This window comes from Stenotrophomonas sp. 3diitr2024, from assembly GCF_042136455.1.
Lineage (GTDB): Bacteria > Pseudomonadota > Gammaproteobacteria > Xanthomonadales > Xanthomonadaceae > Stenotrophomonas > Stenotrophomonas sepilia.
Map to the genome: position 1 here is coordinate 1 of NZ_JBHHMJ010000718.1, position 346 is coordinate 346.

1 pseudogene is annotated in these 346 nt (G+C 69.1%); it reads right to left on the bottom strand.

From position 1 onward, the window contains the following. Positions 1–346, bottom strand: a pseudogene (locus ABGA94_RS18800) (hypothetical protein); the annotation flags it as partial.

Genomic DNA, 346 nt, shown 5'->3' on the forward strand with positions numbered 1-346 from the left:
GCCCGGCCGCCGGATCGCGCGCATCCAGCACGATCAACGCCAGGTCGGTGCGCTCGATTTCCACGTGCGCGCGGCGCATGCCTTCGCGTTCGATGGCATCGCCACCGTCGCGCAGGCCCTCACGGTAGCTGGGGAACCTCGGCTCCCAGCCCAATGCTTCACGCGTGCCCCGGCTGTCGATGCGCTTGTTGCTTTCGTAGAAGCGCCGCAGCGTCGGGCTCAGTGCCGGGTCATCCCAGGTGGGTTCGCGCGTGGGTGGTGCGGCGCTCTCGAAGGCGGCTTCCAGCGCAGCGCTGTCCCCGCTCGGCGTGGCGGCGATGGTTTCGGTTTCGTAGATCACTTCGGC